General features: G+C 67.2%; 15 protein-coding genes and 3 tRNA genes. 10 read left to right on the top strand and 8 right to left on the bottom strand.

Going from position 1 to position 21,781, the window contains the following annotated elements:
* Positions 1-393: 393 nt before the first annotated feature.
* Positions 394-1,290, bottom strand: a complete 897-nt coding sequence (locus tag J2X46_RS23250; RefSeq protein WP_310254816.1) for a bifunctional methylenetetrahydrofolate dehydrogenase/methenyltetrahydrofolate cyclohydrolase — start codon at positions 1,288-1,290, stop codon at positions 394-396.
* 262 nt (positions 1,291-1,552) lie between these two features.
* Here J2X46_RS23250 and J2X46_RS23255 point away from each other — a divergent pair, with 262 nt between their 5' ends.
* Together J2X46_RS23255 and purU are read left to right on the top strand one after the other, a co-directional pair.
* Positions 1,553-4,003 (top strand): FAD-dependent oxidoreductase, encoded by a 2,451-nt coding sequence (locus tag J2X46_RS23255; RefSeq protein ID WP_310254817.1) that lies wholly within the window; start codon positions 1,553-1,555, stop codon positions 4,001-4,003.
* Positions 4,003-4,860 carry a formyltetrahydrofolate deformylase gene (gene purU, locus J2X46_RS23260; RefSeq protein ID WP_310254819.1) on the top strand — a complete coding sequence of 286 codons (858 nt, stop codon included), beginning with the start codon at positions 4,003-4,005 and terminating at the stop codon, positions 4,858-4,860. The genes J2X46_RS23255 and purU overlap by 1 nt, the downstream gene beginning before the upstream one ends.
* A 102-nt stretch (positions 4,861-4,962) precedes the next feature.
* Here purU and J2X46_RS23265 read toward each other — a convergent pair whose 3' ends face one another.
* Together J2X46_RS23265 and J2X46_RS23270 are read right to left on the bottom strand one after the other, a co-directional pair.
* Positions 4,963-6,537 carry a PucR family transcriptional regulator ligand-binding domain-containing protein gene (locus tag J2X46_RS23265; RefSeq protein ID WP_310254821.1) on the bottom strand — a complete coding sequence of 525 codons (1,575 nt, stop codon included), beginning with the start codon at positions 6,535-6,537 and terminating at the stop codon, positions 4,963-4,965.
* Between the two features lie 235 nt (positions 6,538-6,772).
* Positions 6,773-7,069 (bottom strand): AMP-binding enzyme, encoded by a 297-nt coding sequence (locus tag J2X46_RS23270; protein WP_310254822.1) that lies wholly within the window; start codon positions 7,067-7,069, stop codon positions 6,773-6,775.
* 1,601 nt (positions 7,070-8,670) lie between these two features.
* On the opposite strand from J2X46_RS23270, the gene J2X46_RS23275 reads away from it, so the two are divergent.
* Positions 8,671-9,621 (top strand): hypothetical protein, encoded by a 951-nt coding sequence (locus tag J2X46_RS23275; RefSeq protein WP_310254823.1) that lies wholly within the window; start codon positions 8,671-8,673, stop codon positions 9,619-9,621.
* A 600-nt stretch (positions 9,622-10,221) separates the two neighbouring features.
* Here J2X46_RS23275 and J2X46_RS23280 read toward each other — a convergent pair.
* A tRNA-Arg gene (locus J2X46_RS23280) sits at positions 10,222-10,294 on the bottom strand.
* A 185-nt stretch (positions 10,295-10,479) separates the two neighbouring features.
* Here J2X46_RS23280 and J2X46_RS23285 point away from each other — a divergent pair.
* From J2X46_RS23285 to J2X46_RS23310, 6 genes are all read left to right on the top strand, one after another.
* Complete coding sequence (locus tag J2X46_RS23285; protein WP_310254825.1) at positions 10,480-12,318, top strand: phosphoenolpyruvate carboxykinase (GTP); 1,839 nt, start codon at positions 10,480-10,482, stop codon at positions 12,316-12,318.
* A gap of 38 nt (positions 12,319-12,356) precedes the next feature.
* Positions 12,357-14,609, top strand: coding sequence for an EAL domain-containing protein (locus tag J2X46_RS23290; RefSeq protein WP_310254827.1), 2,253 nt, complete (start codon positions 12,357-12,359; stop codon positions 14,607-14,609).
* Positions 14,610-14,654: 45 nt separating this feature from the next.
* Positions 14,655-15,968: a glycosyltransferase family 2 protein gene (locus J2X46_RS23295; RefSeq protein ID WP_310254828.1), complete on the top strand. Its 1,314-nt coding sequence runs from the start codon at positions 14,655-14,657 to the stop codon at positions 15,966-15,968.
* A 115-nt stretch (positions 15,969-16,083) separates the two neighbouring features.
* Complete coding sequence (locus tag J2X46_RS23300; RefSeq protein WP_310254829.1) at positions 16,084-16,380, top strand: hypothetical protein; 297 nt, start codon at positions 16,084-16,086, stop codon at positions 16,378-16,380.
* 130 nt (positions 16,381-16,510) lie between these two features.
* A complete protein-coding gene (locus tag J2X46_RS23305; RefSeq protein ID WP_310254830.1) occupies positions 16,511-18,346 on the top strand; it encodes a phosphoenolpyruvate carboxykinase (GTP) in 1,836 nt (611 codons plus the stop codon).
* Between the two features lie 142 nt (positions 18,347-18,488).
* On the top strand, positions 18,489-19,499 hold the full coding sequence (locus J2X46_RS23310) for a LuxR family transcriptional regulator (RefSeq protein ID WP_310254831.1): 1,011 nt from the start codon (positions 18,489-18,491) through the stop codon (positions 19,497-19,499).
* Between the two features lie 171 nt (positions 19,500-19,670).
* On the opposite strand, the gene J2X46_RS23315 is transcribed toward J2X46_RS23310, so the two are convergent.
* From J2X46_RS23315 to J2X46_RS23325, 3 genes are all read right to left on the bottom strand, one after another.
* Positions 19,671-19,799 (bottom strand): hypothetical protein, encoded by a 129-nt coding sequence (locus J2X46_RS23315; protein WP_310254832.1) that lies wholly within the window; start codon positions 19,797-19,799, stop codon positions 19,671-19,673.
* 169 nt (positions 19,800-19,968) lie between these two features.
* Positions 19,969-20,059 (bottom strand) — tRNA-Ser (locus J2X46_RS23320).
* Positions 20,060-20,122: 63 nt separating this feature from the next.
* Positions 20,123-20,584, bottom strand: a complete 462-nt coding sequence (locus tag J2X46_RS23325) for a hypothetical protein (RefSeq protein ID WP_310254834.1) — start codon at positions 20,582-20,584, stop codon at positions 20,123-20,125.
* An 81-nt stretch (positions 20,585-20,665) separates the two neighbouring features.
* Between J2X46_RS23325 and J2X46_RS23330 the strand changes: the two genes are divergently transcribed.
* Positions 20,666-20,750, top strand: a tRNA-Ser gene (locus J2X46_RS23330).
* 112 nt (positions 20,751-20,862) lie between these two features.
* Here J2X46_RS23330 and J2X46_RS23335 read toward each other — a convergent pair.
* Positions 20,863-21,738, bottom strand: a complete 876-nt coding sequence (locus J2X46_RS23335) for a DNA polymerase beta superfamily protein (protein ID WP_310254835.1) — start codon at positions 21,736-21,738, stop codon at positions 20,863-20,865.
* Positions 21,739-21,781 lie beyond the last annotated feature (43 nt).

Consider the following 21,781-nt stretch of genomic DNA (forward strand, 5'->3'; position numbering starts at 1 on the left):
TGGCACAACCACAGGCCGTCGGCAGGCAGACGAAATGGGCGACCCCGGCCAAGACGGGGTGGTCAGCGACGCAGGCGAAGTCCCACAAGCCCTGCGAGGACTGCGGCGCAGAACTCGAGCAGTGCGCTGGATGTTCTGAGCAGCGGTGCTTGAAGTGCGAGCCGTACCTTTCTGACGACTGCCGCTGGACGTTGTAGCAGCCCGGCCCCCAGGCCCTCTGTGGCACGCGTCCACCGTCCAGGCACATGTTCACATCCGGGTGGACGTCTCCCACGATGCCCTCAAACGCCCGTGAGCATGCTGATGTCGCCGAGCAACCACGAGACGACGTGACGGATTCAATGGTCCGCGAGAGTGTTCATCACTTCGATCGTGCTGTCTCGTAAAGAGATCTCAGGAGACCGCACGGGTCTCGAGTGTCGAGTCGGTCGCCAGACCAGCGGCCCGCTCGGCTAGTTCAACCACGTTCATGAGAAGCATTGCGCGTGTCATGGGACCAACGCCCCCGGTCGCGCGGGTCCACCGCCCGGCCACACCTTCGACGTCCGGGTGAACATCGCCAAGGATCCCCTCGACGGTGCGCGTGATACCCACCGAAAGGACCGTGGCGCCAGGCTTGATCCAGTAAGGCTTCACGAGATGGGCGACGCCAGCGGCCGCGATCACCACATCAGCCACCCTCGTGTGAGCGGCGACGTCGACGGTTGCCTCATTGACCATCGTGACGGTGGCGTGCTCACTCGGGCGAGTCAACATGAGGCCCAAGGGTCGGCCCACAGTCGTCCCGCACCCGATGACACAGAACTGCGATCCAGTGATCGGGACGTCATTGCGCCGCAAGAGGTCCAAGATGCCGCGCGGAGTGCACGGCAAGGTTCCAGGCTGGTTGAGAACCAGTCGGCCAAGGTTCACCGGATGCAGACCGTCCGCGTCCTTGTCGGGGTCAACGGCGTTCAGTACCGCATGCATATCGACGTGGCGGGGGAGTGGCAGTTGCACGATGAAACCGCTGCATCGCGGGTCCGCATTAAGACTCTCCACCACGTCGAGAATGGCGGTCTGACTCGCATTCTCGGGAAGATCGATTCGAATCGACTCGATGCCAACCTCTGCACAGTCACGGTGCTTGCCGGCGACATAGGACTGGGAGCCCGCATCCTCGCCAACCAGAACCGTTCCAAGTCCCGGGCGATGTCCGATCGCCTCAAGAGCAACAATGCGGTCCCTGAGCGAGTCCTTGACCCCTTGGGCGGCGAGCTTGCCGTCGATGACGATGGCCTTACGGTCCACCTGATGGCCCTCCTGACTGCACCTGCACGGGGCAGGAATCTCGGCCGCACTTCGCAACGAGACGCACCCCGGTTCCTGTCCGCGATCTCGCGCGACACGTCGGCACTCGCAACGATGGCCCGTTCGCGATCAACCGTGACGCACCTAGAGCGAACCGGCTATTGGTCAATCGCACAACAGTAGGCCGCTCCATTGATGGACCGTCGCATGGCTCGTAGGTGTTATCCCCCGGCACCGTGATACATCGAGGGAAGGTGGCTTCATGGAAGCGAAGCAGTTGCCCGCTCGGGCACAGGTCGTGATCGTCGGCGGCGGAATCATCGGAACCAGCACCGCGTATCACCTCGCGCGGCGAGGTTGGACCGACGTCGTCCTGCTCGAGCGCAACACGCTCACGTCCGGCACCACTTGGCATGCGGCAGGACTGGTAACGCAAGCGCGTGGTACCTGGGGAACCCGCGAGGTGGTGCAGCGCAGCCTCGACGTCTTCCACAGCCTTGAGCAGGACACCGGGTTCTCCACCGGCTTCGTGAAGACCGGAACGATGAACTTGGCAACCTCTCCCGAGCGACTCGCCGAGATCAAGCATCTTGCGTCGGTCGTGCGCGGCAACAAAATCGAAGCCGAGATCCTCGACGTAGACCGCACTCTCGAACTGCACCCACTGCTTAACCCGGAGGGGCTGTTGGGAAGCCTCTACTTCCCCGAGGACGGACGCGGAAGCGCTACCGACACCACGATGTCGCTGGCCCGCGGCGCCACCAAGCGCGGGGTCCGCATCATCGAGGGCGTCGTCGTAACTGGTGTCGACACGGCCGACGGCCGCGTCACCGGCGTTCACACCACCTCCGGGACCATCGAAGCCGAGTACGTCGTCAACGCAGCGGGAATGTGGGGCCGAGAGATCGGCGCCATGGCCGGAGTCGACATTCCCCTCCAAGCACTCGCGCACTACTACGTCGTCACTGAAGCCATCAAGGACCTCCCAAGGAACCTTCCCACCATCAAGAGCGGCGACGAGTACTCGTACGTCAAGGACGAAGCGGGCGCGCTGATGGTGGGCTTCTTCGAACCCGGCAGCTACGCCTGGGCCTCCGACGGCATCCCGATCAACAACGGCTTCATCCAGCTGCCCGAGGACTGGGACCACCTCGGACCCTTCTACGAGAAGATGATCGAACGTGTGCCCGTGCTGGCCGATGCCGGCGTGCGGCTGCACTTCTGCGGCCCCGAGAGCTTCACCCCCGACGGCCAGTACCACCTCGGCGAAGCGCCCAACCTGCGCAACTTCTTCGTCGCCGCGGGTTTCAACTCCGTCGGGTTCCTCTCTGGCCCCGGCGCCGGATCCGTACTCGCTGACTGGATCGTCGACGGGAGAAGCCCAGTCGACCTCCCCGAGACGGATCTCGGTCGAGTGCAGCGCCATGAGACTAACCGTCGCTTCCTCGAAGCTCGTGTGCTGGAGTCGCTCGATCTGTCGTACGAGGTGCATTGGCCGTTCCAGCAGCGTTCCAGCGCTCGACCGTTGCGGGTCAGCCCTCTCTACGGAGCCACCTCTGATGCTGGCGCCGTCTTCGGCGAACTGGCGGGCTGGGAGCGTGCCAACTGGTACGCCCCCAACGGCGTCCAGCGCCACTACGAGTACTCATTCGAGCGCCCGAACTGGTTCGAGCACTCGGCGCGCGAACACCGCGCAATTCGTGAAGCGGTCGGCATGATCGACACGTCGTCCTTCGGCAAACTTCTTGTCCAGGGACGAGACGCGGTCAGTGTCCTCAACCGTTTGTCCGTCAATGACGTTGACACGGCGGTCGGCCGAATCACTTACACCCAATGGCTCAACGAGCAGGGCGGCATCGAAGCAGACGTCACCATCACCCGGATCGCCGACAATGAGTTCCTCGTCCTATCCGGGCCAGCCACCGTGAACCGGGACCTCGCGTATCTCAAGCGCCACATCGGCAACGATGAGTTCTGCACGGTCGCTGACGTCAGCGGAACGATGGCCATGCTGGCGGTGATGGGTCCACGAGCCCGGGACCTCCTCGCGCCGTTGACCGACGCGGATCTGTCCAACGAGAACTTCGCGTTCGGCGAGTCTCGTGAGATCGACCTCGGCTACACCAAGGTGCGCGCCACCCGAGTCACCTACGTCGGCGAACTAGGCTGGGAACTCCTCATCCCCTCCGAGAGTGCTCACCATATTTGGTACCTGCTCCGCGACGCCGGTGAACCGCTTGGCCTTCTCCCGGTCGGCTACCACGCCATGAACTCGCTGCGTCTCGAAAAGGCATACCGCAGTTGGGGACACGACATCTCAGGCGCTGACAACCCGATCCAGGCGGGCTTGTCGTTCACCGTGAAGTGGGACAAGCCGGGCGGATTCATCGGCCGCGAAGCGCTGGAGAAGATCAAGGACGAGGGTGTCAACCGTCGCCTCGTCCAATTCGTCCTCGAGGACCCAGACCAGCTGCTGTTCCACGACGAGCCCATCTACCGGAACGACCAGCTCGTCGGACGAGTGGCTTCCGCGCAGTACGGCCACACCCTGGGAGGCGCCGTCGCACTCGGCTGGGTGGAATCTGGCGAGGTCGTCGAACGTACGTGGTTTCAAGAGGGCCGCTACGAGATCGAAGTCGCGGGCCAACGAGTCTCCGCCCGCGCATCCCTTCGCCCCTTGCACGACCCCAAGTCCGAAAGGCCCAAGAACTGATGCACGACCTCATCCTCACTCTCTCGTGCCAGGACCGACAGGGGATCGTCGCCATGGTCGGCGGATTCCTCGCTGATCGCGGGTTCAGCATCCGCGACAGCCAACAGTTCGGAGACGAAGACACCGGCCTGTTCTTCATGCGAGTGCACGCCGCACCTGACCCGGACCGGACGTTCGACTTCGATGCCCTTCGCGACGAGTTCGGTGCGTCCGTCGGCGACGTACTCGACGCTGCGTGGGAGGTCCACGACCCCACACGCAAGCACCGAATGCTCATCATGGTGTCGCGTCAAGGTCACTGCCTCAACGACCTCCTTCACCGCGTACGAACCGGTTCAATGCCCGCGGAGGTAGTGGCAGTCGTCTCCAACCACGACGACTTCCGCCAACTCGTCGAGTGGCACGGCATTCCGTTCCACCACGTGCCGGTCACCGCCGACACCAAGGGGTGGGCCGAGGCGGAACTGCGCAAACTCGTCACGTCCTACGACGCCGATTCGGTCATCCTCGCCCGATACATGCAGATCCTTTCGAACGAACTGTGCGAAGACCTGGCGGGCCGAGCCATCAACATCCACCACAGCCTGCTTCCGAGCTTCAAGGGGGCCCGGCCGTACTTCCAAGCACACGCCCGAGGGGTGAAGGTCATCGGTGCGACTGCGCATTACGTAACCGGTGACCTCGATGAGGGACCGATCATCGAGCAGGACTTCACCCGGGTCGACCACATGAGCTCCGCTGCTGATCTGACCGCGATCGGACGCGACCTCGAAGCGCTCGCCCTGGCACGCGCCGTGACCGCACACGCGGAGCATCGTGTCCTGATGAACGGGACGAGGACGGTGGTTTTCCGATGAGCACGCAACAGGATGCACCCGAGCGCAACTATGGCAGCGGGGCGTTCGATGCCCGCGCGACGATGGACGTACCCACCATCGGGGAGCACATCGAACTGGGCGTCAACTAGACCCGTCAGGCAACCTGCCGGCGGTGGAGCTAACCCGTTTGGGATCAACGTCGTCCCCACCAGTCAGAAGACCAAGGGTCCGCAACGCCAGGTACAGCTCGGCTTGAACGCCGAAGTCCCTGAGGTCCACGCCCAAGATCTCCTCGATCTTCTTCAACCGGTAGACCAACGTCTGTTTGTGGATCCCAAGCCGTCGCGATCCTTCCTGCCACGAGCGATTTGCGTCGAAATACACCTGCAGCGAGCGAACGAGCTCCGATTCGTTGGACTCGTCGTAGGTGAGAAGTGGGCCCAACAGTCGTTGAACTGCCACCTCGCCCTCGGCCACCGTATTGGGCATGAAGTACGACCCGTGGGAGCCGTAGACCGCCGACTGCGCACCAGACTGGCGTGCGCTCTCAAGCGCCCATCTGGCTTCCCTGAATGCATCAGCCAGCCGCCCAATGGCAGCCAATGGTTGGCTCACCCCGACGCTCACGTCGAAATCGTCGAAGCCGAGTCCGCTTTCGTAGGCAGCATCCGACACCACTAGCAGGTGGGTGTCGTCTACCGAGGTGTAGAGGTGTGGCCACTCCACAAAACCAAGCGACTCGACCAGCCCGCCGGTGGCGACATCAGGTTCCATGGGGTCGTCGGGCGTCTCGTTCCACACCAGTACCCGCCACGGACCGTCGCGTAGTCCGTGTGCGCGCATCTGCGCCAGTGCGGCATCTGGTGAGATGGCGCCGGCGAGCATGCTCCGAGCGAGCTCGGCCGCGCGCGCAAGTACCCGCGCTGCGCGGGCAGCCCGTCGCTCCACCTCGAGTCCCGCGATCGTTGCTGCGTGCTGAGCCAGGAGGAGGTCGGGTGCATCAGTTGGAGCGTGAGGAATCACCAGAAGGGCTGCCATGTCGCGAGCACCCACCGGGATCAGGAGCGCCGACGCTTCATCGGTCTTGAACCGGTTGAAGGCGGAGAGTTGCCCTCGCTGCTCGCGCACTCGTTCAAGGATTGATGCCCGCAGGGGACCGGGGATTGGCGCGGTGCTCGGAAGCAGAGGTCGTCCGCTTCGAAGTTCGACGACGTTCAACGACGCTCGCAGTTCGGTGCCAAGCTCGTCGAGCAGACTATCCTTGGCCTCTTCACCCTGCGTGCGGCGAAGAATCTCGTACAGGCGCAGGATCCGTGACGCGCGGGAGTCGCCTCTGCCGCGCGCCGCGTCAGCGACAACGCGGGCGATGGTGACGAACGGAACGGCCCTCGCTGTAAGTAGTATGGGGAAACCGAGGTCCTCCGCAGCTGCTATCGCCTCAGGTGTTAGCGGAGGCGCTGCGAAGCCCTCACCGAGGGCGAGCCCGGCGATGTTGGCTCGGGCGAGTTCGCGCACGAAGTTCGCCTGACCGTCTGCATCCGAGGGAAAGTTGTAGCCGTCGGTCATGAGGAGATCGCCGCTACCCAACCAATGCCAAGGGTCCTCGACTTCACAGGTGTGCGCCCAAGCAACCTCGCGGTCACGTCCCGCTTCACCGGCAACCAGACGGGTCCTGATCAAAGGGTCGTCGATCAGGGACTGGACGGTGAACTTCACTGCCCCATGCTCCCACGCGCGGGGCCTGGGCGTGCGTTACGACCGGGCCTATGCCTTTGGTAAGGAGGCCCCGCGCACCGCTAGGCAAACGCACAGTGGAAGAGATGGCTGCCCGCCCGATATTCGATGATTCCGGCGCCCGGGTCGCACGTGATCGGTGCCGAACCCCACCGTCTTGCGCACCCGTTATGCCCGGAAAGTGCCGGCTGAACTTGTGAACAGCTATCACTCGCAGCTACCCGCGAGACCGGCTGGGGCCAGTCAGTTCCACGATGGACAGAGCGCCGTTAGCGTGCAACTGACGGAGCGCCTTCTTGTCGAACTTCCCGACGCTTGTCTTCGGCACCTCATCAAGGAACGCCCACCGCTCTGGAAGCTGCCACCTTGTGAAGCCGTCAGCCAGCGAGGTGCGGAGTTGCTCGGCGTCCGGAAGGACGCCGCTCTCCAAGACCACGACCACCAAGGAGCGCTCCTCCCAGATCGGATCAGGCACTCCGATGACGGCGGCCTCGACGACATCGGGATGCGACATCACGGCGTTTCTCGAGGCCTACAGAGGAGATCCACTCTCCGCCGGACTCGATGACGTCCTTCGAACGATCAACAAGCGTCAAATATCTGTCGGCCTGCCGCCATGATGGACAAGGGCTGGCGGATGGGACCGGGATGCGAGCCGATTTGGTAGGCGCGTGGGGATTCGGGTTGCGGCGTTCAAATTTGTTGCCGGCTGGATGGGCCCATGGGCTGGTTCAGGCCTGGTGAGGCCGGGGCTTGGAAGACCAGCCGGGGGGGGCGGATTGGTGATAAGCGCGCTGGTCTCGTCGAACAATTCCTCCGGTCGCAGTTCCTTACCTAGAGTCGCCCACCTCAAATAGGCTATAGGTGCGCTACGACGCAAAGCGCCGGCCGCATATGCGGCCAATTGCGAACTCCGGACGACGGGCTGCCCATCGCAGCACCACAGCACCCAGTCGACGATCTGGTCTGCGAACTGAGTCGTAGACACGCGTTGACCGTGGTCCTCGGAACCGATGGCTGCAGCGACCGTCGCTGCCAATCGTTCTCGACGGAACTGGGCGTGGTCTCGGCTGCGTCGCTCCGCGCGGTCGCGCGGCTGCCGGGCTTCACCTTCGACAATCGTTTCGTCCTGCGTGATTCGGTTCTTAACGACGACGCGCGGTTGCGTGGGCTTCCCGACGGGAGGACTCCATACTTCATGTGCGCGACGACTACCTGCCGTAGGTGCGGGCAAGCGAAGGTTGAAGTAACCGCGTAACCAGCTCGAAAAAGGCTGGAGCGTGGTGCCGACCTCGGTGAGGCGGTACATGGCGGCGGCCGATTGCAAACGCCGTCTTGCGTCAGGATCGGACTCGCTGCGCGCCTCCCTCGTGAACACGTCGAGGATCACAGGCCGAATCGCCGCAGCCTGGAGTAGAGGTGCGGTCCCGACGACGGGGGCGTACTCCTTTGGAACCTCCATTCTCTGCAACGCAGGCAACCAGCGTGGGAAGTCCGCCGACGTCCGCGACGCGATGCGATGACGTTGCTCCTCGGTCAACAACTTCTTGAGGTGCATCGCGAGATGGGTCTCCAAGATGGCGGCGTCGAACCGCGCCGGCACAGGGCTCTTCGGTGTGAGGAGGAAAGCATCGGGGTCTCCTTCGACGACCGTTTCCTCCGTCTTGTACTTGTGGCCGCAGCTCTGGCAGCGGTACTCGCGCTCGAGCGACTTGGGGTGGCGGTCACCCAACGGCTTGTAGTGGCCTACGACCTCACAAGATGGACACCGCAGTTCCGCCGTAGGTCGCGCCATTCTCCGGACTGTAGTGCGCGAACTTCGCTGGAACCACCCGTTATCAGGGCAGGTCGGGCGTGATTACCGGGAGATGTGGACCGAGACGGCCGAGTTTTGGGGGACCTCTGCGCGCAACTCTTCACGTGCGTCGGGGGTTCTGCAACAGTTAACAGACAAGGGCCGGCCCGGTTGCAGCCCAGGCCAGCCCTCGATGATCCGACTCCCCGCCCGCCCGGTTAGTGACAGACGAGAGAGGTCAGACAGATATGAGCGTACTCAATAGGCTTCCCCTCCGCGAGAATCGCCACAACAAGGCCCGCAGGCTCATCAGAAGTCGGGTGACCCTCACCATGATGGTCGGGTTCGCCGCAGCATTTGGGCTTGTCACCGCCACCCCAGCGGCCGCTTCCACGACCGTCACCGTCGATTTTACCGACATCGGCATCTATCCCCGCTCGGCGCCTTCGATGAACTCCACCAAGATTGGCGCCGCTCTCAGCGACGGAACTCCCGTCGGCGTCGTGTGTGAGGTCGAGGCCGAGGTGGTGTCAAACGGTTACGAGGACATCGCGATCTGGGATCGACTCGACGATGGGACTTGGCTGCCCAACGCGTTCTTGAATACCGGGACGGCGAGCTGGACTCCTGGCGTCCCCCACTGCAACGACTACGACCAAGGTGATGACGGTTCGGAGTCCGTGGAGTCTGGGACGTCCTACGATGACCCATGCATGGCGACGTGGCCCGGAGGCACGACGACCACCGACGGCGTGTTCGGGGGTAGTCGCACAGACTACGACGCGGAGATGAGCCGCTACTTGGTGTGTGAAGGATTCGGGTCTGACACGAGCGTCGAGTACAGCACTGGGATGAAGTGCGCGATCATCGCAGCGACCGCGACCGTGAGCGGTGTCCCGGCGGCAGGCAACACCGCTTCCGCGGCCTGCGATGTGGCCTCGTTCGCCGAGGACGGTCTGGGCGCCGTGCCGGGCTTCGCCTGTGGACTGCTCGGCGACTTCGTCGCCACGGGTAGCGGCGTCGCCGCTGCTGGTGCGAGCGCCGCAACTGGCCCGGGTGCCGTGGCCGTGGGTGTGTCGACCTACCGATACCTCGCGGCTACCGGCGAGATTGTCTGCGGCGCGCTGTTCGATGACGGTGCGTATGACTTCGGCGTCCAGCTGGAATCCGACCACGAGGCACGAGTCGCCTACGACGTCGTGAACCTCGGCATGTGTCTGCGGCAGGAGACGCGCTTCGGCGTCCTGAACTGGTCCGCCGCCGACTGCTGACCGTCAACGCCAGCCTGAGATGAAAACGAGGGGTTGGCAAAGAGCCCTGGCCGCCAGCCCTGACGGACATCCATTACATCCGGCCCGGCCCGCCTGAGGGCCGGGCCGGTTCGTTGTTTCTTCGACGGTGGCTTACGACCGAATGCGTCAGGGCCGCGGTGGCTCGTAATGGGGGGCGTACAGGGCCTTACCCTTAGCGTGCGCTGGACACGTGCCATGTGTTCACCGCAATACGGGTGCGTCTATCTGGGCGAATTGCAGGGCGACCGACGCCGCGCTTCCGAGTGTCTGGAGTGCCGCGACCTGGCGACCGCCTATTTGACGGAGGGTCCTTCAACTGATGGAGCGCATCTTCATCGCTGCAAGCGAACATGCGTGGGGCCGCCGGGTCCTACAAGCGGTTCGGTTTAGCAGTGCCCAGACGCGCCAATGGCTCGCCGCGCGACCGGCAACGGCCGGTTGTACCCGTTCCACCGGTTGGAGGGGTGTGTCCGCAGTGTGTCCGGAGTTCCCGGCGCATGGGCCAGTCCGTCAAGGACCGAAGGCACTTTGTGCGACAAAGCCGCAGGTCAGCGGACTGACCTGCGGCTTCGTGTGCTGCGCGCCTGTAGGGATTCGAACCCCAAACCTTCTGATCCGTAGTCAGATGCTCTATCCGTTGAGCTACAGGCGCTCTGTCTCCGCTGACCGACCGGCCCGCGAGGACTGCACGAGGATAGCCGACGTACTCCGGACGAGTGAAATCAGCACCCCCCGAGGGCCGGTCCCACCCACCACCCGATCCCCTAGGGTGCCTAGCACCGCACCCGCGGCGGCCGCACCCACCGCACGATCGACCGCACGATGAGAGGCAGCGCGATGGCAGATCTCGAGGCAGTCCTGGACGAAGCCGGGCTGACCAACCCCCAGGTCCGTGAGTTCGTGAAGGAGTACGCCGAGCTCACCGGCGCCGAGCACGTCGAGGTGGTCAACGCCTCCGACGACGCCCGACTCCTGGAGGAGGCCGTCGCGGCCGGCGAGCTGGAGATGGCCGGCGAGGGCCGGTACTACTCCCGCAGCTACTACAAGGACACCGCCCGCTCCGAGGAGCGCACCATCGTCGCGACCAACGACGAGAAGGACCGCGGCGTCTACAACAACTGGCGTCCGGCCTCGGAGATGAAGCCGATGCTCCGCGACCGGATGCGCGGCGCGTCCGAGGGCAAGACGATGTACGTCATCCCCTACCTGATGGCGCCCCCCGGCAACGAGCTCGCCCCGTGGGCCGCCGGCGTCGAGCTCACGGACACCCGCACGGTCGTGCTCCACATGATCCGGATGTCGCGCGTCGGCGTGCAGTTCGTCAACGACCTCGAGGACCCGGACTCCTTCGTCCGCGCGGTCCACGTCACCGGCGACCTGGAGAACCTCGGCCAGGGCACCCCCGACGACCAGCGCTACTTCGTGACCGTGGCCGACGAGCGCACGATCCTGCACTTCGGGTCGTCCTACGGCGGCAACGCGCTCCTCGGCAAGATTGCGCACGGCCTGCGGCAGGGGGCGTACGACGGCTGGGCGAGCAAGAAGTTCCTCGCCGAGCAGTACATGCTCATCGGCATCCACGACAAGGAGACGGGGAAGACCTACCACGTCTGCGGTGGGTTCCCGAGCGCCTCCGGCAAGACCAACCTGGCGATGATGGCGGCCCCCGACGCGCTGGGCGAGCGCTACCACGTGTCGTTCTACGGCGACGACATCGCGTGGCTGTGGGTCGACGAGAAGACCGGCCGGCTGATGGGCATGAACCCGGAGTACGGCGTCTTCGGCGTCGCCAAGGACACCAACGAGCGCACCAACCCCAACGCCCTCTCCTCGATCGGCGAGGGGTCGAAGGCGATCTTCACCAACGTCGCCTACAACGCGAGCACGGGCGAGGTCTGGTGGGAGGGCAAGACCCCCAAGCCGCCGACCGACGTGCACGGCTGGGTGGACTGGATGGGTGCGCCGCTCGCCGACCGCAAGTCCGACGACAGCGCCGCCTGGGCCCACCCCAACAGCCGCTTCACCACCACGCTCGCCAACGTGCCGAACATCGCCACCGACTACGACGACCCGGTAGGCGTGCCGATCGACGCGATCATCTTCGGCGGCCGCACCCGCGACCGCGAGCCGCTCATCCGCGCGATCACCGACCTGGCCGAGGGCGTCTACGACGGCCTCACCCTGGGCGCGGAGGCCACGTTCGCCGCGGAGGGGGTCGACGGCCAGCTGCGCTACGACCCGATGTCCAACCGCCCGTTCATGGCCTACGGCGAGGGCGACTACGCGCGCCACTACCTCGACGTGGTGGGCGCCGCGACCGACCAGCCGATCTTCGCCCACGTCAACTGGTTCCAGAAGGACCCGGAGGACGGCCACTTCCTGTGGCCGGGCTACCGCGACAACCTGCGGCCGCTGCTCTGGCTGCTCCAGCTCAGGAACGGGGAGGTCACCGGCCGGCGCACGGCCGTGGGCATCCTCCCGACCGAGGAGGAGCTCGACCTCGAGGGCGTCGACATCGAGCCCGAGGACCTCGAGCGGATCCTCACGATCGACAAGGAGCGCTGGCAGCAGGAGATGGGCTTCCGCGAGGAGCACCTCTCCCAGTTCGACCGGATGCCCGAGGAGATCTGGGAGGCGCACCGCCGCGTCGCAGCCGACCTGGAGAACGAGCAGTAACACCTCGGCGTCGCACCCGACTGGTCTAGTCTGGTCGGGTGCGACGACCCGCCTCGGAGACCCGCGCTGCGGGGGCGTCGTACGCCGACCTGCGGCGGGGTTCGCCCGCCCTGGCGATGCCCTTCGCGCTCGTCGCAGCGGTCGGCCTCCTGACCGTTCTCCTGCCTCCCTACGAGCGGCCCTGGTGGGTCACGGCGGTCGGTGCGCTCAGCCTGGTGCCCGTCGCGGTCGTCTTCTGGGCGAGTCAGCGCCGGGCGGAGCGCTCGTGGCTCGACCCGCTCGCCGCCTACCTGATGTTCCCGTTCGCCGCCCTGATGCACGATGCCGCGGGTGCGGGGACCGGCGGCTCGTCGTCGGGGATGACCGTCCTGCTGCTGCTGCCGATCCTGTGGCTCGCGATCACCGGAACTCGCACGCAGCTCTGGGTGGCCAGCGTCCTGGCCATCCTCACCTTCGCCGTCCCGATCCTGGTGATCGGCCCGCCGGGCTACGCCCTGGGCGACTGGCGCCGCGCCGTGGTGTGGTCGGCGGTCGCCGTCGTCATCGCCCCCGTCCTGCAGCGCATCGTCAGCGACCTGGACCGACAGTCCCGCCGCGCGCGGATCGCCAGCGAGCGGGTGGAGCGGCTCTTCGACGACGCCCCGCACGGCGTCGCGCTGCTCGACCTGAAGGGCGCGATCATCCGCGTCAACATCTCCATGGCAGTCCTCGTCGGCCTCGACCCGCCGGAGATGGTGGGGCACCAGCTCGGCGCCTTCGAGACGCCCGGCGAGGGCCGGATCGAGGACCACGTCGCACGGCTCGCGGAGCGACGCGGCGGCACCGTCGAGACCGAGTGCACCTTCCGCGACTCCGGCGGCAACGACGTCAACGTCGCGCTCAGTAGCACGGTCGTCGGCGACCGCGGCATGGGCGAGGTCATCATGGTCAACGTCGTCGACATGTCCGACCGGCGGCGCTACCTCGACCGCCTCGCCCACCTCGCCGACCACGACGTGCTCACCGGGCTGGCCAACCGGCGCCGCTTCGAGACCGAGCTGCAGCGCCACCAGGACATGTGTCGTCGCCACGGTGCGACGGGCGCCCTGCTGCTGCTCGACCTCGACAACTTCAAGCAGGTCAACGACACCCTCGGCCACAACGCGGGCGACCAGCTGCTGATCACCATCGCCGGCCTGCTGCGCCGCTCCATCCGCAGCTCCGACCTCGTCGCTCGGCTGGGTGGCGACGAGTTCGCCATCCTGCTCACCGAGGGTGACCAGGGAGCCGCGCAGCGCGTCGCCGCCCTCGTGGTCGACCGGGTCCGCGACCACGCCGCCACGCTCGACGGCGTCGGGCGCCGGGTCACCGCCAGCGTCGGCGCCGTCACCTTCCGGGCCGCCTCGGAGCACGCGGCCGACATCCTCGCGCTGGCCGACATGACGATGTACGACGCCAAGGAGGCCGGCCGCAACCAGGTCGCCGTACTCCCGGAGGGCGACGAGCGCGGTCCGCGCACGGCCGCCAGGCTCCACTGGCAGAGCCGGATCGAGGCGGCGCTGGAGCACAACCGCTTCGAGCTCCACCTCCAGCCGATCATGAACATCGCCACCGGCCGGATCAGCTCCGCCGAGGTGCTGCTGCGGCTGCGCGACGAGGACGAGCTGGTGCCGCCGTCCCGCTTCGTCTACATCGCCGAGCGAGTCGGCCTGATGCCGCAGGTCGACGCCTGGGTGGTCGAGCACAGCCTCGAGATGCTCGCCCGGATCCGCGCCGACCACGACCCGGAGTTCGAGCTCGAGGTCAACCTGTCGGGCCACTCCATCGGCAACCCGGAGATCGAGAAGGCGATCGTCGGCTCCCTCGCCGCCCACGGCGTCGACCCGTCGGCGCTCATCCTCGAGATCACCGAGACCGCCGCGGTGGCCGACGTGGCCATGGCGCGCGACTTCGCCGCCCGCATGACCGACCTCGGCTGCGCCTTCGCGCTGGACGACTTCGGCGCCGGCTTCGGCTCCTTCTACTACCTCAAGCACCTCTTCTTCGACTACGTGAAGATCGACGGCGAGTTCGTCGCGCACGTCCACGAGTCGCCGGTCGACCGCACGATCATGCGCTCGATCGTCGGCATCGCCCGCGACCTCGGCAAGCGGACCGTCGCGGAGTTCGTCTCCGAGCCCGAGATCCTCGAGGTGTGCCGCCAGGAGGGCGTGGACTTCGCCCAGGGCTACCTGATCGGCAAGCCGGTGGCCTACGACGAGTTCGTCGCGGAGTTCCTGCCATCCGTCGTCAAGACGGCGCCGAAGGACTGAGAGGCGCGGGCGGCGCCCGCAGGCACAGAAGGAGACTCGGGACAGATGCGGTGGCTGCAACGCTCGGTCGGCCTGGCGATCATCGGCTCGGCGACATTGGGGGCCATCGCCCTCTGGGTGGCCGTGGCGTCGGGGGACCCCGAGGCGGGCCGGGCGCCCTCCGAGGGCCTGCTGTTCGGCATCTGGCAGGTGTTCTACGACACCGAGATGCCTGCCCCGCGCGTGCTGCTGGCAGCGGTCGGCGTCGCGCTGCTGCTCGCGGCCGGGGTCGCCGGCATCGAGCGCCGGCTGCTCACCCGCGCCCGCCGGAGCGCGGACAGCGGTCGGATGCCGCTCGCGCCCAAGCTGGTGATGACCGAGACCCGGGGTGAGTACGCCGGCCCGGTGACGATCACGGTGCTCATCCCGGCCCACAACGAGGAGGGCTGCATCTCCGAGACCCTCGCCTCCCTGCTCGGGCAGTCGCTCCCGCCGGCCCGCATCGTCGTCGTGGCGGACAACTGCACCGACGCCACGGTGCGCCTCGCGCTCGAGGCCGGCGTCGACGTCTTCGAGACCGTGAACAACACGCACAAGAAGGCCGGTGGCCTCAACCAGGCGCTGGCCCAGGTCCTCCCCGGCCAGGGCGACAACGACTGCGTGATGATCATGGACGCCGACACGACCCTCGACGACGGCTTCCTCGAGGGCGCCGCCAACCGGCTCACGTGGGACCGCGCGCTGATGGCCGTGGGCGGGCTGTTCTACGGCGAGGACGGGTTCGGGCTCATCGGCCAGTTCCAGCGCAACGAGTACACCCGCTACCAGCGCGACCTGCGCCGCCGACGCGGCCGGGTGTTCGTGCTGACCGGTACGGCGTCGGTGTTCCGCCCGCGCGCGCTGCGCGCGGTGGCCGAGGAGCGGGGCAAGATCCTGCCGGGTGTGCCGGGCGACGTCTACGACACGGTCGCGCTGACCGAGGACAACGAGCTGACCATCGCGCTCAAGACGCTGGGCGCGCTGATGATCTCGCCCAGCGAGTGCACCGTGGTGACCGAGGTGATGCCGAACTGGCGTGGCCTCTGGGCGCAGCGCCTGCGCTGGCAGCGGGGCGCCCTGGAGAACCTCGGCGCCTACGGACTGCGGCCGCAGACCTTCCGCTACTGGATGCAGCAGCTGGGCATCGGCTACGGGGTCATCGCGCTCGGGGCCTACCTCACGCTGATCATCCTGATGGTGCTGGCCACCTCGAACTGGGTGTGGTTCCCCTTCTGGATCGGGATCGGCCTCGTCTTCACGCTCGAGCGTGTGGTGACGGTGTGGCGTGGCGGGTGGAAGGCGCGGCTGCTGGGGCTCTCGCTGTTCCCCGAGCTCTTCTAGGCGATGTTCCTGAACGTGGTCTACCTCAAGGGCATCTGGGACCTCTCGCTGGCCAAGCAGGCCGACTGGAAGCACGTCGTCCAGGGCGACTCCGGCGCCAAGGTGGGGAGCTGACGTGGAGCCCCACGTCGCACTCGTCCCGGATGTCGTCCCGATGGGCATCCTGCTCCCCGACAGCATCCTGAAGAACCAGTTCATCGCGGTGCTGGCGGCGTTCGTGGCGATCAACACGATCGTCTACGTCACGCTCGCGGTGGCCAAGATCCTGCCGAAGTTCTACCTGCGCGACTGGCTCGCCTCCCGCAACCGGCGCGCGGAGACCCGCAGCATCCACCCCGACGCCGCGGTCGGTGGACCGGCCGGCGGCTCGCTGGGCGACCGGCTCGCCCAGCCCCACCGGCGTACGCGGTAGTAGCGAGACGCGCGTCACAGGTCTGTGATCGATCCAATATGTGCGTGCATTCACAAGGGCTAGCGTCCCCGCAAGTCGCCGACAACGAGGCCGCGCGAACCAGACGCTCCGCACGCTGAAGGAAACGCTCATGACCGCAACGATCGACACCCAGACGACCCCTCCCACCACGCACCAGGGCATCCTGGCCTGGGTCACCGAGGTCGCCGAGCTCACCCAGCCGGACGCCATCCACTGGTGCACCGGCTCCGACGAGGAGTGGGCGCAGCTGACCGCCTCCCTCGAGGCCACCGGCACCTTCACGCGCCTCGACCCCGAGGTCATGCCCAACTCGTTCCACGCGGCGTCCGACCCCACGGACGTGGCCCGCGTCGAGGACCGCACCTACATCTGCTCGGTCGACGAGCGCGACGCCGGCCCCACCAACAACTGGATGGACCCGTCGAAGATGAAGGAGCTCATGCGTGGGCTCTACGCCGGCTGCATGCGCGGCCGCACGATGTACGTCATCCCCTTCGTGATGGGTCACGTCGACGCCGACAAGCCGATGTTCGGCATCGAGGTCACCGACTCCGCCTACGTCACCGTCTCCATGCGCGTGATGGCCCGCATGGGCACCGAGGTGCTGAACCGCATCGAGGAGCTCGAGGCAGCCGGCGAGGCCCCGCAGTGGGTGCCCGCGCTGCACTCCGTCGGCATGCCGCTCGAGCCCGGCCAGGCCGACGTCGCCTGGCCCTGCAATGACACCAAGTACATCGTCCAGTTCCCCGAGGAGCGGATGATCTGGAGCTTCGGCTCCGGCTACGGCGGCAACGCGCTGCTCGGCAAGAAGTGCTACGCCCTGCGCATCGCGTCGGTCATGGCGCGCGACGAGGGCTGGCTCGCCGAGCACATGCTCATCCTCAAGCTCACCTCGCCGCAGGGCGTCACCAAGTACGTCGCCGCGGCCTTCCCGAGCGCGTGCGGCAAGACCAACCTCGCCATGCTCAAGCCCACCATCCCGGGCTGGACCGTCGAGGCGATCGGTGACGACATCGCCTGGATGCGCGTCGGCGAGGACGGCCGCCTGTGGGCGGTGAACCCGGAGTACGGCTTCTTCGGCGTCGCCCCCGGCACCAACGAGCACACCAACCCGCACGCCATGGAGACCATCCGCAAGGGCAACTCGGTCTTCACCAACGTCGCCCTCACCGAGGACGGCAACGTGTGGTGGGAGGGCCTGGAGAACCCGCCGGCCCGCGCGACGAGCTGGAAGGGCGAGCCCTGGACCCCCGAGTCCGACGAGCTCTCCAGCCACGCCAACAGCCGCTACTGCACCCCGATCAAGCAGTGCTCGATCCTCGCCGACGAGTACGACGACCCGCGCGGCGTGCCGATCGACGCGATCCTCTTCGGTGGTCGCCGCAAGACGACGATCCCGCTGGTGACCGAGGCCCGCGACTGGAACCACGGCACGTTCATGGGCGCCACGCTCTCCTCGGAGACCACGGCCGCCGCCGTGGGCGCCGTGGGTGTGGTGCGCCGCGACCCGATGGCGATGCTGCCGTTCATCGGCTACAACGCCGGCGACTACTTCGGCCACTGGGTCAACGTGGGCAAGGACAACGACGCCGCCAAGCTGCCGAAGATCTTCTACGTCAACTGGTTCCGCCGCGGCGATGACGGTGACTTCCTGTGGCCCGGCTTCGGCGAGAACAGCCGCGTCCTGAAGTGGGTCATCGAGCGCATCGACGGCCAGGCCGCCGCCGTCGAGACCCCGATCGGCCACGTCCCGGCGCCGGGCTCGCTCGACGTCGAGGGCCTCGGTCTCACCGAGGAGCAGCTCGCCCAGGCCCTCGCGGTCGACGCCGAGGAGTGGAAGGCCGAGCTCCCGCAGATCCAGGAGTGGTTCGACAAGTTCGGCGACGACCTGCCGGCCGTCCTCTGGAGCGAGCTCGACACCCTCAAGGCGCGGCTCGACGCCTGAGCCAAGCCCCACGAGCACCACGCGCCGACCCGTCCCCGCCCACGCGGAGGCGGGTCGGCGCGTTTCTCGCCGGACCAGTCCGGTTTCGTCCGATGTGGCACCATCCTCCCCACGGGGACTCGGTGGGAACGAGAGGTGAGCCATGCCCTTGGGGCAGCACGAGCGTGGTGTGTTCGAGGAGCACGCCACCCCTCTCTACGAGGAGATCGTGACGTCCGGGGGCGTCAGCGCCGCTGACGAGCGCATCGTCAAGGGCGGGGAGCTGCACGAGGCCTTCGGCATCCTCGTCGAGCTCGGGCTGGTGGTGAAGTCCGAGGACGGCGCCCACTGGCGTGCCGTCGACCCGGCAGCCGTGCAGGCGCAGGTCGTCGCCCCGCTCGGTCAGCAGGGCGCTGAGCTGATCGCGGAGTCGGCGCACTGGGCCCAGGCCTTCAGCTCGCTCTCCCAGGCGTGGCGTCGCTCGCCCAGCGCCGTCGGTGGCCCCTTCGCGGAGATCCGCGGGACCGCGACCATCGGCACCTTCCTCACCTCACTGGTCGGTGACGCCCAGGAGGAGGTGCTCACCGCGCAGCCCCAGTACCGCCGCGGCATCAAGCAGCTCAACGAGTCGGTCGCCCACGAGATCGCCGCGCTGAAGCGGGGCTGCAAGATCCGCACCCTCTACCAGCACGCCGCGCGTCGGGGTGCCGACACCCGCAAGTACGTCGCCACGGTGACCGCGGCCGGTGCCGAGGTGCGCACGCTGGACGAGTTCTTCAACCGCCTGATCGTGGTCGACCGGCGTACGGCCATCATCCCCAGCCACGAGGGCCTCGACGCGGCCATGGTGATCAGCGACCCGTCCCTGGTCGGCTACCTGGTCGACATGTTCGAGCGGCACTGGGAGCGCGCCCGGCCGTTCACCAGCAGTGAGACCTCGCTCATGCGCGACATCGCCACCGAGCAGCGCGCGATGACCATCCGGATGCTCCTGGAGGGTCGCGCCGACCCTGCGGGTGCCAAGCGTCTCGGCGTCAGCCCGCGGACGTACGCCGGCTACGTCGCGGACCTGAAGAACGAGTTCGAGGTGGAGACGCGCTTCCAGCTCGGCTACGAGATGGGCAAGCGCGGCATCTCCGGGCGCGAGACCGACGAGCCGGGCGCTGCGACCTAGCCGCTCGGGAAGAACCTGCGGAAAGAGGTCGAGGGCAGCAACCGGAGGTTGCTGCCCTCGAGAGCTGAAGCTGGCCTGTGGGGGAGGCCTTCGGACCAGGACTCGTGGGGGGTTGAGAGGGTCCGTGCCTCAGCTCTTCACTGCGTGCCCATCATGGCACGCCTGGGGTCCTCAGTGAGGCGCCTTCGTCTTGCCCCACGTGATGTCGAGGGCATTGGCAGGAGCCACGCCCACTCCGGCGATACCGAGCCCGAGCACGGCCACGAGGGCAGCGGCGGCGATACGGCGTACAGGGGTCATGAACTCTTCACCTCGTTGATCGTCACAGGGGATGACACCCTTATTCTCCCCCAGCCAGTACTGACGCGTAACTCGGATCAGACTGCAGGTCTGTGCATTGCAGGATCCTGCAAAAGTCCGGACAGGGGCGCGGCGCCGGCCCCCTTCCGTGGAAGGGGGCCGGCCACTGCGGAGGCGGAGGGATTTGAACCCTCGATGGGGTTTTAGCCCCAAACCCGCTTAGCAGGCGGGCGCCATAGACCGGACTAGGCGACGCCTCCATGCCCGACCAGCGCCGGGCGCACAGAAGGTTACAAGGCCCACGCCGCTCGCGCCGAATCAGGTCACAACTTGCGGAGCCCGTGCCCCTGCTGGAGGTGCGCCTGGATGTCGCGGACGAAGGCCTCGCGGTCCACGGCGAGCATCTCGACCGGGATCGTCGTGGTGCGGCCGTCGCGCAGCCGCAGCACGACGACGGGGGAGTCGGCGAGGGTCATGGTGACGGCGTCCTCCACGTCCTTCCACCGGCCCGAGGCCGTGCCGACGCCGCGCACCCACTGCACGCGGTAGCCCTCGGCGGTCAGCCGGGCGACCCAGCCCTTCTCGCGCCACACCCACCGCGTGCCGACCAGCACCAGGACGGTCAGGGCGACGGGCACCAGCAGGAACAGGCTGTGGAGGTCGATCACGGCGATGGCGAGCGTGCACACCAGGATCAGCACGGCGACCGCCACCAGCACCACGCCCAGCAGGCGCGCCGCGACGGCGGGGGCGAGGCGGTAGACGGTGGCGTTCTCGGTCGTCACGCGCCCGATTTCATCACGCCGCGTCCGACTCCCCGACCCTTGGGTAGAGTCCCGCGGTGTGCGGCGCCCGGCGTCGTACGAGGAGGGGTGCCGGAGCGGCCGATCGGAACCGCCTTGAAAGCGGTCGTAGGGAGACCTACCGCGGGTTCGAATCCCGCCCCCTCTGCTGAGACGTCGCGAAGCGACGGCTCACCAGAGGCATCTGTGACCTGAGGAGCGTGAGCGCAGCGAGCGCTCCGCCCCGACGCGATCCGAGGCGAGAGCCCGCGGCCCGGGCCTCACGCGTCCCAGTACGCCAGGTGCGAGCGGTGCAGCCAGTCGTCGACCCACGTCCGATCGGGCTGCAGCGCCAGGTCGGTGCCGTCGCGGAGCTGCTCCAGGCGTCGTTCGGCCTCGTCGACCGCGGCGACGACCTCGTCCAGGGCGACGTCGCCGCGACGCACGGAGCGCAGGTACGACAGGTCCGGCTCGGGCACGGGCAGCGTGATGCGTCCCGTGGTCAGCAGCTCGACGCCCTGCACCCCGAGGCGGAGCGCGTGCATCGCGAACTTGGTGTCGTACCCGTGGACGGCGACGAGCTCGGGCCGGTTGGTGTGCGCGCCGACCTCACCGGTCATGGCCTGCTTCTGCGAGCGGAGGTAGCCGATGAACCGGTCCGCGGCCAGGCGGGAGACGAAGCGGTGCGCGTTGGCGACCAGCTCGGCGCCGACCTCGTTGCGGAACACCACCTCCTCGTCGGGCACGAACAGGGCCAGGAGCACCGTCGGGTTGCCCGCGAGCGCCAGGCGGCACCACTTGCGCGCGGAGTAGACGACGACGTCGAGGTCGCCGGCACCGGACCGGTTGGCCAGCCCGCCGGGCTGGTCCCACACGGTGTGGCGCTGGTACTGCTCGAAGTCGACCTCGTGGTCCCGCGCGTCGATGCCCTTCGGCACCCGCGCCAGCCCGGTCACGAAACGCGCCGGTTCGAGGCAGATGCCCATCTCGTCGCGGTCGTCCTGGCCAGTGATCGAGGTCCCGTGCACGCCCGACCCGACCTGGACCCTCAGGATCATGCCCGCCTCGGCGACCGCCCTCGCCTCCTCGGAGGCGTGCGGGTGGGCGAAACCGGCGGGAAGGGTGCGATCGCCCTCCACGAGCGAGACAGTCGACATGGGCAGAGGGTACGAAGCGGACCGCGGGTGCGCGACCGCATTG

It is taken from the genome of Nocardioides sp. BE266, from assembly GCF_031457855.1.
GTDB lineage: Bacteria > Actinomycetota > Actinomycetes > Propionibacteriales > Nocardioidaceae > Nocardioides.